Below are 9767 nucleotides of genomic sequence, written 5' to 3'. Positions count from 1 at the left end.
CTGTGCAGAGCTACTAGCAGCAAGCAGGCCGCCTAGGAGAAGATGACAGCGACCAGGCCGTTAGACGAGGCCGACCTTCCTGGCCTCGAAATGCGGGAAGACAGCCGCCGGCGCAGCCGGGGTGCCGAGCGGGCCGATCATCAGCTCGACCAGGATGCTGCGGATGTCGGTGGTCAGGGCGAGGTCGACGGCGTTGTCGAGACGATCGGACGACAAGCCGGGCCAGCTTCCGTGCATCATCCCGCCCGCGACATGCGGTGCCGAAACGATGGTGAGGCCGGCATGGCCGTGATCGGTGCCGTTGCTCTTGTTGGACCGCAGTCGTCGGCCGAACTCGCTCATGACGACCAGCACGATGCGGTCGAGCCGGTCGTGCAGGTCGGCATGGAAGGCCCCCAGCGCCCGCGCGAGCTGGCCCGCCAGGTTGGCCAGCCGCGGCGGCTGGTTCTCGTGGGTATCCCAGCCGCCCATGTCGACGGCGAAGGCACGGATGCCCAGCTCCATGCGGACGACCCGCGCGACCGACTGCAGTCCGCGGCCGATCTCGGTGTCGTCGTAGGCGGCGCCGCCGCCTGGCCGATAGGGCATCACCTTGCCATCGGCCTCGCGCAGGCGATCGTCGATCAAGGCGATGCCGTGCAGGGTGCGCCGCGCCGCCTGTTCGAACGCGCTGTTGCCCGCACCATAGAGATGCTGCAGCACCGCCGCCGCCTGCTTGCCGCCCGGCACGTTCATGCCACCGCGCAGGTCGGCGGCCGAGATCGTGTCGGCATGGTTGGCGAGTTCGTCGGGAACGCCCGCTACGGCCGCGAAAGCCGGCGCGTGCGCCGCTCCCGTCGCGGCCAGCCAGCGCGTCATCCAGCCGCCCGCGACGTGCGTGGCCTCGTCGGGATTGGCGATGCCGCGCTCGATCAGCTCCTGCGCGCCGAAGTGGCTGCGCGTGCCGTTGGCCAGGCCCGAGGCATGCACCAGCGCCACGCGCCCGTCCCGGTAGAGCTCGCGCAGGGCACCCATTTCGGGGTGCAGGCGGAAGTCGAGGCGAGCCGGCCCGCCGTCGAGGCGTAGCGCCGGCTTGTCGCCGTCGGCTAGCAGGCGCAGCTCTGGCGGCCGGCAGGCGGCATAGTCATGGTCATCGACGGGCGCCACGATGCCCAGTGAATCCATGCCACCGCGCAGGAAAACCGAGACGAGCACCGGCCCTGCCGCCGGCGCAGGTCCAGCGAACGCCCGCACCGACGGCGCCAGGGCCAGCGCCGTCGAAGTCGCGAAGAGATGGCGACGCGTCAACATAGCTTCACCTCGTCTGGAAGGCCGGCGTCATGGCGCAATAGGCCAGCATGCGCCGGGCGAGCGGCAGGGCGTCCTTGCGGGCGTCGAACGGCTGGCCGGGCTTCAACCCCAGGCCTTCGACGATGGCGACCGTCACCTTCGCCGGCGCCTCGACGCCCAGAAGCTGGCGGTACGCGGCGTCCACCGCCTGCTCCGGAGCGGGCTTTGCGGCGATCGCCGGGGCGACCCCAGAAGCGCCCGCCTTCCAGGCGTCGTCCGCCAGCCCCAGCAGCAGCGACCAGCGCCGTCGCATCATGTTGGAGCTCAGCCAGTAGTCGTTGTCGTCGGGATGGCCGGTCGGCGGCCCCCAGCCGAACAATCGCTGGCCGCTGGCATCGAGCTCGCCCAGCAGGCCGGGTGTGGGCGTCACGTCGATGCCGACAGCGCGGGCGAACGACGCATAGAGCTCGATCGGCCGCTTGACCTTGGCGCCGGCCGACCGGCCGAACGAGTCGGATCGCACGATCGCCTCGACCGTGCGGGCGATCTGGTCGGGCTTGCGCCGTTCTTCGGTCCAGACCTTGGTGGCGGCCGCGACCAGCGCCGGGTCGGATGTGTCGGATACCAGGCGACGGCACAGCTTGTCGCAGACGAAGCGGGCGGTCGCCGCATGGTCGGCGACCAGGTCGAGCACGCGTCGGCCGTCGGCGAGCGGCGACTGGTAGGGATCGAACTCACTCGCCAGCACGCGCTTCTGGTAGTTGTCGTGCCAGGTCTCGACATAGGTGAACTTGCCCGTCATCGGCAGGCGGCGGCCGGCGCCGATGCCCGCGCCGTCCTCGATCGACCAGCCGGTGAAGGCGCGCGCCGCCTCGTAGACGTCCTGGTCGATATAGCCCTGCGGATGGCCCTCCAGCGCGCCCGGCACCTTGCGCCACTTGTTGTAGAGCGCGTTGAGATAGGCCGGCCGGCCGAGCGTGTGCAGCTCGAAGAGCTCGCGCGCGTAGTTCTCGTTGGCCGCCCCGCCCCGCGATGAGCGGTTGTTGAGGTAGATCTGCATGGCCGCACTGGTCGCCACAGCCTCCAGCATCTCGCGGAAATTGCCGAGTGCATGGCGGCGGATGACGTCGCGGTCGTAGGCCGGCAACGCCACGGCGACCAGGTTGTCGCCCAGGGCATTGACGTTGAAATGGTTGTGCCAGAAGTCGACCAGCACTTCGCGCAACTGCCAGCGGCTGTGCACCGCGCGTACCAGGGTGGCCGCCGCCACCGCACTACGCAGGAACGTCCGCTCCTGGCCCGGCAGGTTCGTCTCGACGGTCTTCCAGTGCTGCTCGATCGGCTGGGCGATGACGCCCAGCGGCCGCTCCTCGTCGACTTCGGCCTCGGGAGTCTTGCTGGTGTATTTCAGCCGCAGGTGCGCGGCCGCGATGCGGGCCGTGCAATCGTCCTCGGCCGGCGGCTTGAGCTGCTGCACCAGCCATCCTTCGAGGCCCGCCTTGGCGATGTCGTGACGTTCGGCGGCGCCCGGCCCAAAGGCCAGTTTGTTGAGCGCTGTTCTCGGGTCAACTTCGAAAGTCATGACGTCCTCCGACGTCCGGTACGCCGTCGCCGCGCACTGTCATCCCCCGATTTGGCAGCAATGCGGCTTACAGCTCGCTTACCCTCGCACCGAATGGAGGGATGACGTTTCCGATCGGCACGTAGCCCTACCGCGTCCGACTTGAACCGTACGAGGAGAGCGTCATGTCGAATTTCCACAAACCTGTGTTGCTCACTCTCGCCGGCTTGTTCGTCGCGAGCCTCGCGACGCCGGTCTTCGCCGAATCGGTGTGGGATCACAATCATCCGCGGCGCGATCAGGTCAACGATCGCATCGCCCATCAGGAACGTCGCATCACCCGCGAGCTTCGTGAAGGCGAGATCACGAGAGGCCAGGCCCACGCAATGCGCCTGCAGGAGCGTGGCATCCATGCCGAGGAGCGGGCCGACGCCCAGCTGCACGGCGGCCACATCACGCGCGTCGAGCAGGCCCAGCTCAACCGTGACCTGAACTCCGTCGGCCGCGAGATCCCCCGCTGACGACGATCCGCCTGAAGCCTCAGACCTCCACGCCGTGATGGTGCGGTCGATGTCGGCGCGGGTGTGGGCAAGGCTGACGTAATACTTGCTCTCGCCCCGCCCTGAAAGCTCATTCCCGCCAGCGATAGCGGCCGAGATCGGGCAGGTCGGACACCACATAAGGCAGGAAACCCACATAGCCTCGCGGCGGCGCGATGACGCCGTCGGCAGAGCCGACGCGCAGGATTGCGCTGGTGATCGGCAAGGACCATGTCTCGCCCTGCAGCAGCCAGGGCTTCGTCGCGAGCCGCGTATCCTCGTAGGCGATGATGCCGGGTCGGTCGCGGATCGCGACCTTCATCTCATCCAGGTAGGAGACGAAAACCACCGCCAGTGTCGCGCTCCACGGCAGCGTCGCCAGGAACAGCAGACCAGCAAAGGCAAGCAGCCGCCCTGCCTTCGGTGGGTTGGGGCGCCATCCGGATGCGTGCGCCCACATGAAGAGGATGATCGCCACCAGGACAGGGCCGGCGGCGAACCGCGTGATATTCTGGCCGTAGGCGAAAGGCGGGCCGAAGTAGCCGCGGGTCAGGACCAGCAGCGGCAGCAGCAGCATCGCCAGCAAGGCCGGAGCGATCATAAGCCAAGGCCATCTGGTCGCGAGCGTGGCCGGCCGAACCAGGGCCACGCCGGCAACGACGAGGGCGGCGATAGAGGCGATATCGAAGACCGGATTCTTCCAGAAATCCCAGGCTTCTGCCGACGCCGACGCGAAGTAGGCCCTGTCCTCGAATGTCGAGATGGTGCGCCAGGCCAGCACCGCCGAGACCAGGAAGAGCAGCGCAGCCGCGAGATACGTCGCCATCGCGAAGGACGGGCGAACCGGCGCATGGCGGACGGCTGAGACCGTCATCGCCGCCAGCAGAGGACCGAGAAAGACGAACACCTCGTGGCAGAACATCGACAGCAGGGCCAGCACGAGCAGGACGAGGCCGTCGCCCGCCTGCGGTTGCCTGGTCGTCACGATCCAGGCCGCCGCCATCGTGGCGATGGCATACGCCGTGACATGCTCGGCCACGATCAGGAACGAGCTCGTCATGAAGACGATGGCGATTGCGATGACGATGCTGGCCTGCTGCAACGGATCGTGGCGCGTCCGCAGGACGGCGAGTGAATAAAGGACGGCGGGCAGCGCGAACCATCCCAGGGATTGCCATCGCGCCAGCCAATGCAGGTCCGTCACCCCGGCGACAATGGCGGCCGCAAGCGGCAGCTGGGCGAGCAGATTGGGCACGGCACGCTCGTGGCTGACGTCCTTGTACGGTCCGACGGCGACGGCATCGAACAGGTAGTACGAGCCGTCACCGATCAGGCCGCAGCTCAACCAGGCATAACGGAGACCGAAGACCCACAGCGCGCCGAGGACGATCCCGGTCCACGGCGACGTTGACGCCATGCTAGCGCGTGAGCTCGGCGATGGACTCGGCCCAGGCAGCGATCGTGTGGTCGATATCGGCGCGGGTGTGGGCGAGGCTGACGTAGTACTTCGACTCGCCCTTCATGATGCCGCGGGCGCGCAGAAGCTGGTTGAAGCGCGTGGCCAGCGCCTTGTCACCCTTCAGCGTATCGCGATAGTCCTTGATCGGCTGGTCAGTGAAGACGACGTCGAACAAGGGCGGCTCGCCGATCACCTGGGCCGGGATGCCGGCCTTCTTCAGGAGCGCGTCGAGCGCTTGCATCAGCTCGCGGCCCGTCGCGAACACCTGCTCGTAGGCGCCCGGCCGCTTCAGGATCTCCAATGTGGCGAGGCCGGCGACGGCCGCCACCGGATTGCCCGACAGCGTGCCGACCTGGAAGATGAAATCCTCGTCGGTCATGGCCAGCCGATCGAAGTGCTTCATGATGTCGGCGCGGCCGGCGATGGCGGCGAGCGCGAAGCCGCCGCCTACGATCTTGCCCAGGCTGCAGAGATCAGGCGTGACGCCGTAATACTCCTGCGCGCCGCCATAGGCGAAACGGAAGCCGGTCACGACCTCGTCGAAGATCAGCGGGATGTCGTGCTTTTTCGTTATGTCGCGCAGCGCCTGCAGGAAGCCGGGCTTGGGCGGGATCAGGCGCTGGAACGGCTCGACGATCACGCCGGCGAGGTCATTCTTCTGCTCCTCGATCAGGCTCTCCACCATGTCGATGTCGTTGAAGGCCGCGACCAGCATCTCGTCCTGCACCGACTTCGGGATGCCGGCAGAGTCCGGCGTCGGCCGCGGGAAGTTGCCGGGCCGCTTGGGCGCCAGCGACATCAGGGCATAGTCGCTCATGCCGTGATAGCCGCCCTCGAACTTCAGGATCTTGTCGCGTTTCTTGAAGGCACGGACCGCACGCATGGCGTAGAGGTCGGCCTCGGTGCCCGAGCAGACGAAGCGCACCTGGTCCGCGCAAGGCACGGCATCGCAGATCGCCTCGGCGAGCGCGATGCCGTGGCGGTTGTTGCCGAAGAACGTCGTGCCGAGCGGCACCTGCTCCTGCACCGCCGCCGTCACCTCGGGATGGGCGTGGCCGACGAACATCGGTCCCGAGCCCAGCAGGAAGTCGACATACTCGCGGCCGGCCTCGTCCCAGATGCGGCCGCCTTTCCCCTCCTTCAGCACCACCTCGGCCGGCATGTTGCCGAAGCTGCCGCCGGGCAGCACGCGCTTGGCTTGTTCGACGAGATCGCGGGTCGGATCGAGGACGGTCTGGACGCTCATTGTTCAATTCCTAAATGGCCACGGCTTGCGCTCGATCATGCATGAGGCGAGCCAGAGCCGCGTTGGCCCCGGCTCAAAATTTTCTAACCGGCCGCCGCCCGTCACTCGATGGGCACGAAGATTGAATGACGCATCTTGCCTTCGACGGCCTTGGAGAAATGGCCCTTGCCGCTCGTGTCCTCGACCAGCAGCACCTCGCCCGCGCCGATGATGCGCGTCTCGCCGTCGCTCGCCTGGATGCTGACGCCGCCGTCGAGGTTGATGATGTATTGCCGGCGCGGCGCGGGATGCCATTCGTAGTCGTAGGTCCCCGGCGTTTCGCGGAAGATGATGCCGGTCGCCGGGAAGGTCGCCGAGGTCTTGCCGCCGCGACCCTCTTGTTTCCATTCGACCTCGATGTCGCGGAAATGCGTCTCGCCCTTGTCGTCGACGTAGATGTTGTGGATGCGCATGCGATTTCTCCGGCTTGTCGTTTGCGTGGCTGAGCTTAGAACGAAACCATGCGGAGGAAACCCGACGAGACCGTCCTTTTCGACATAGGTCCCCCCAGGACGGCATGATCGAGCTTTTCCTCCTCCTGATCGGCGCCCGCGTCGTTCGCCGCAAATGGTGGATCCTCTTCCTGCTCGGCGCCGCCTGGATGGCGCTCGGCGCCTTCTTCTTTGCCGACGCCTTTACCGACACCCGCATTCCAGCGACCTATTTCGCCTTCCCGCTCCTGCTGGACGCGGCGATCTCGCTGGTCGCGGCCGTCAGTGCCGCAGGGGCGGAGCGCAAGCTGCGCATCGCCAAGGCTGTTCTGTTCACGGCCATCGCCTTGGTGCTCATCGAGGCGCCATGGCATGTCGACATGATCGTCGGCATGCTGGCGGGCACCTTCCTGCTTGCCGATGCGAGTTGGCGCGCCGCCAGCGCCTTGATCGTGCGTTACGCGGGCTGGCGTCTTTCCCTCTGGGGTGCGGCTTTCGAGTTCCTGCTGGCCATCACGTCCTACTTGCCCTTTCCGACGAACTGGGCAGGCGAGGCCGGCGCGGATGTCGGCCTGCTGTTGATGGTGTCCGCGGTCGGCCTCTGCGGGCTGGCGCTGCGGCTGCGCCGGCTGCCCAACGGTCTGCCGATATCGGTCATGCTGACGCGCGGCTGGCCGTCAGAACTCGAGGCGGGCCTTCCACCCGGACGCGAGCCCGGAACGGTGACCGTCCATGTCTGGACTCCGACCGGCGCGCTGGCTCCCGTCGGCATTCGGCGCTACGTCGCGGCCTTCGACGAGAACGGCCGCGTGTCGACCGGCCATGCCGCGCTCGATGCGCCACCGGACATCTACATTTCCCACTATCCCGCCACCGAGATCAGCCGTACCCAAAAGTACACAGGGGTCTTGCGCGCCACGCCGGACAATGACGTCGCCGGACTGTTCCAGCCGAGCTACGCGGAGGAGAGTGCCGACTGGTGCGAATCGACCCGGCGCGTGCGGCTGGCCGGACTCGATATCCAGGGAATCGGCGCCTTCTGGAAGGCCTATCGCCGCGACACGACCTACAACCTCACCAACCGCAACTGCTCGAGCGGCGTCGCCAAGGCCCTCGATGCCGGGCTCGAAGGGATGTTCGAAGCCGAGGCGCGCTCGCCCTACTTCCTCATGAGGCTGCTCTTCCTGCCCGAGCTCTGGGTCGCCGGCGTGATGCGCCGCCGCGCCGCCGCGATGGCCTGGACGCCGGGCATCGTGCTGGATTACGCCCGCGCGCTGCGCCACATCATCACCTTGCCCGCGCGGCTGCGCGCCGGGCGGCGCTGATGGCCAACGCCCGCCTGGTCGCGCGCGGCGCGATCGTCGCCACCGCCATGGTGTTCGGGCTGACCTACAGCCTCTCTGCCACCCTGATCGCACTGGATCTCGCCGAGAAAGGCCTGGACGAAGCCATGATCGGCGCCAACGCGGCGATGCACGCTCTCGGCGTGCTGGCCATGGCCTTCCTGCTGCCGCGCCTGGCGACGTTCCTCGGCCTCCGGCGCGCCGTCGTCGGCTCGCTGCTGTCGGCTGCGCTGCTGATGCTCGCCTTTCCCGCGCTGCCCTTCCTGTGGCTGTGGTTCGTGCTGCGCCTGCTGCTGGGTGCAGCGTCGGAGGTCCTGTTCGTGCTGTCCGAGACCTGGCTGAACGCGCTCAGCGCCGAGGAGAGCCGCGCCCGCACGATGGCGGCCTACACGACCGCGCTCTCGCTGGGCTTTGCGCTGGGGCCGCTGATCCTCGCGGCGGTGGGAACCGACGGTTTCCTGCCCTATGCGGTCGGCGCTGCGCTGGCGGTCGCGGCAGCAGGCTTCATCGTCTCGCCGAGGATCGAGGCGCCGGCCTTCGAACGGTCGGCGAGCGGCAATCTGCTGGCCGCCATGCGCCTCGCGCCCATTGCCATGGCGGCGACGGCGCTGAACGCGGCGATCGAGACCGCGGGGCTGAGCTTCCTTGCGCTCTACGCCATGGCGACGGGCTGGGCCGAAGCGCAGGCGACGCAGCTGATGTCCTGCATGATGGTCGGCGCCATCGTCCTGCAATTGCCGATCGGCTGGCTGGGCGACAGGATCGACCGGCGCCGTCTCATCATCGCCCTGGCGGCGCTGTCGGCGGCGGGCGCGCTGGTCTGGCCATGGGCGCTGGAAGCCGGGCCCTGGATCATCTTCGCGCTGCTCTTCATCTGGGGCGGCGCTTTCGTCGGCATCTACACGATCATGCTGGCCATCGTCGGCAGCCGCTTCTCCGGCAGCACCCTCGTCGGTATCTATGCCGGCATGGGCCTGATATGGGGCGCCGGCGCACTGATCGGCCCGCCGCTGGCCGGCCTTGCCATGCAGACCACCAGACACGGGCTGCCGCTGTTCGTGGCCCTCGCTTGCGCGTTGTTCACGGCGGCCGCGCTGTGTTTAAGGATGCCGCGCCGCGCAAAGCGCTCTAGAACCACGCCATGCTGAAGAAACCCGTCGAGGCCGCCCTTTTCGACATGGACGGTCTGCTGCTCGACACCGAGGCGATCTACGTCGAGGCCATACAGGTGGCGGCGCGCGGGCTGGGCTATCCCGACATGCCAATCGAGCTCTGCCATTCGACGGCCGGCGTGACCGGGCCGGTACGCAACCGCATGATCGAAACCCACTACGGCGAGGGCTTCAGCATCGACGCGTTCCGTGAGCACTTCTCGGTGCATGTGCGTCGTCGGACGGAGGCCGGCATTCCGCTGAAGCCGGGCGTCGTCGAGTTGCTCGACTTTCTGGGCGGCCGCGGCCTGCCGCTCGCCGTGGCGACCTCGGCCCGGCGCCCGACGGCGGAGAACCATCTTGGCAAGGCCGGCCTGCTCGACCGCTTCAAGGCGGTGGCGACACGCGACGACGTCGAGCGGACCAAGCCGCATCCCGACGTCTATCTCGAGGCGGCGCGGCGCCTGGGTGTGGCGCCCGAGCGTTGCATCGCCTTCGAGGATTCCAATGTCGGGCTGGAGGCGGCGCACGCCGCCGGCACCATGGCCTTCATGGTGCCCGACTTGGTGCAGCCTTTGCCAGAAAGCCGCGCCCGCTGCCTGCAGGTCATGCCCGACCTGCACGCGGCGCTAAGGCTGCTGCGCGAGCACCTCTAGGATCTTGCCGGACCGCGGGCCTCCAGGCCCGCTCATGCTCTTCCGGACCGCGCGCGTCCCCGCGCGCTCATGA

Annotated in this window: 9 protein-coding genes; 4 read left to right on the top strand and 5 right to left on the bottom strand. The window is 67.8% G+C overall.

Annotated elements, in window-relative coordinates; genetic code table 11:
* Window positions 1-60 precede the first annotated feature (60 nt).
* A complete protein-coding gene (locus RSO01_RS44360) occupies window positions 61-1290 on the bottom strand; it encodes a DUF1501 domain-containing protein (protein WP_147157038.1) in 1230 nt (409 codons plus the stop codon).
* 4 nt (window positions 1291-1294) lie between these two features.
* Window positions 1295-2851 carry a DUF1800 domain-containing protein gene (locus RSO01_RS44355; RefSeq protein WP_147157037.1) on the bottom strand — a complete coding sequence of 519 codons (1557 nt, stop codon included), beginning with the start codon at window positions 2849-2851 and terminating at the stop codon, window positions 1295-1297.
* Window positions 2852-3015: 164 nt separating this feature from the next.
* Between RSO01_RS44355 and RSO01_RS44350 the strand changes: the two genes are divergently transcribed.
* Window positions 3016-3351, top strand: coding sequence for a hypothetical protein (locus RSO01_RS44350; protein WP_147157036.1), 336 nt, complete (start codon window positions 3016-3018; stop codon window positions 3349-3351).
* A gap of 109 nt (window positions 3352-3460) precedes the next feature.
* Here RSO01_RS44350 and RSO01_RS44345 read toward each other — a convergent pair whose 3' ends face one another.
* The 3 genes from RSO01_RS44345 to RSO01_RS44335 all read right to left on the bottom strand — a co-directional run bounded on the left by RSO01_RS44345 (window position 3461) and on the right by RSO01_RS44335 (window position 6526).
* A complete protein-coding gene (locus tag RSO01_RS44345) occupies window positions 3461-4786 on the bottom strand; it encodes a hypothetical protein (protein WP_147157035.1) in 1326 nt (441 codons plus the stop codon).
* A gap of 1 nt (window position 4787) precedes the next feature.
* Window positions 4788-6074, bottom strand: a complete 1287-nt coding sequence (locus RSO01_RS44340) for an aspartate aminotransferase family protein (protein WP_147157034.1) — start codon at window positions 6072-6074, stop codon at window positions 4788-4790.
* A 101-nt stretch (window positions 6075-6175) separates the two neighbouring features.
* Window positions 6176-6526 (bottom strand): cupin domain-containing protein, encoded by a 351-nt coding sequence (locus tag RSO01_RS44335; RefSeq protein WP_147157033.1) that lies wholly within the window; start codon window positions 6524-6526, stop codon window positions 6176-6178.
* Between the two features lie 104 nt (window positions 6527-6630).
* Between RSO01_RS44335 and RSO01_RS44330 the strand changes: the two genes are divergently transcribed.
* Genes RSO01_RS44330 through RSO01_RS44320 form a run of 3 tightly spaced genes read left to right on the top strand, consistent with a single transcriptional unit; the run spans window position 6631 to window position 9694 of the window.
* On the top strand, window positions 6631-7869 hold the full coding sequence (locus tag RSO01_RS44330) for an HdeD family acid-resistance protein (RefSeq protein WP_147157032.1): 1239 nt from the start codon (window positions 6631-6633) through the stop codon (window positions 7867-7869).
* Window positions 7869-9035: an MFS transporter gene (locus tag RSO01_RS44325; RefSeq protein ID WP_147157031.1), complete on the top strand. Its 1167-nt coding sequence runs from the start codon at window positions 7869-7871 to the stop codon at window positions 9033-9035. Before RSO01_RS44330 ends, RSO01_RS44325 begins: the two co-directional genes overlap by 1 nt.
* Complete coding sequence (locus RSO01_RS44320) at window positions 9029-9694, top strand: HAD family hydrolase (RefSeq protein ID WP_147157030.1); 666 nt, start codon at window positions 9029-9031, stop codon at window positions 9692-9694. Before RSO01_RS44325 ends, RSO01_RS44320 begins: the two co-directional genes overlap by 7 nt.
* The last annotated feature ends 73 nt before the right edge of the window (window positions 9695-9767 follow it).

The organism is Reyranella soli, from assembly GCF_007992495.1.
Classification (GTDB): Bacteria; Pseudomonadota; Alphaproteobacteria; order Reyranellales; family Reyranellaceae; genus Reyranella; species Reyranella soli.
The sequence above is the reverse complement of the archived record's forward strand: the minus strand, read 5'-3'. Positions and strand labels throughout refer to the sequence as shown.

Excerpts from the sequence above, each read along its gene's own strand:
- RSO01_RS44360 (WP_147157038.1), bottom strand. The coding sequence starts at position 1,290 with ATGTTGACGCGTCGCCATCTCTTCGCGACTTCGACGGCGCTGGCCCTG.
- RSO01_RS44355 (WP_147157037.1), bottom strand. The coding sequence starts at position 2,851 with ATGACTTTCGAAGTTGACCCGAGAACAGCGCTCAACAAACTGGCCTTT.
- RSO01_RS44350 (WP_147157036.1), top strand. The coding sequence starts at position 3,016 with ATGTCGAATTTCCACAAACCTGTGTTGCTCACTCTCGCCGGCTTGTTC.
- RSO01_RS44345 (WP_147157035.1), bottom strand. The coding sequence starts at position 4,786 with ATGGCGTCAACGTCGCCGTGGACCGGGATCGTCCTCGGCGCGCTGTGG.
- RSO01_RS44340 (WP_147157034.1), bottom strand. The coding sequence starts at position 6,074 with ATGAGCGTCCAGACCGTCCTCGATCCGACCCGCGATCTCGTCGAACAA.
- RSO01_RS44335 (WP_147157033.1), bottom strand. The coding sequence starts at position 6,526 with ATGCGCATCCACAACATCTACGTCGACGACAAGGGCGAGACGCATTTC.
- RSO01_RS44330 (WP_147157032.1), top strand. The coding sequence starts at position 6,631 with ATGATCGAGCTTTTCCTCCTCCTGATCGGCGCCCGCGTCGTTCGCCGC.
- RSO01_RS44325 (WP_147157031.1), top strand. The coding sequence starts at position 7,869 with ATGGCCAACGCCCGCCTGGTCGCGCGCGGCGCGATCGTCGCCACCGCC.
- RSO01_RS44320 (WP_147157030.1), top strand. The coding sequence starts at position 9,029 with ATGCTGAAGAAACCCGTCGAGGCCGCCCTTTTCGACATGGACGGTCTG.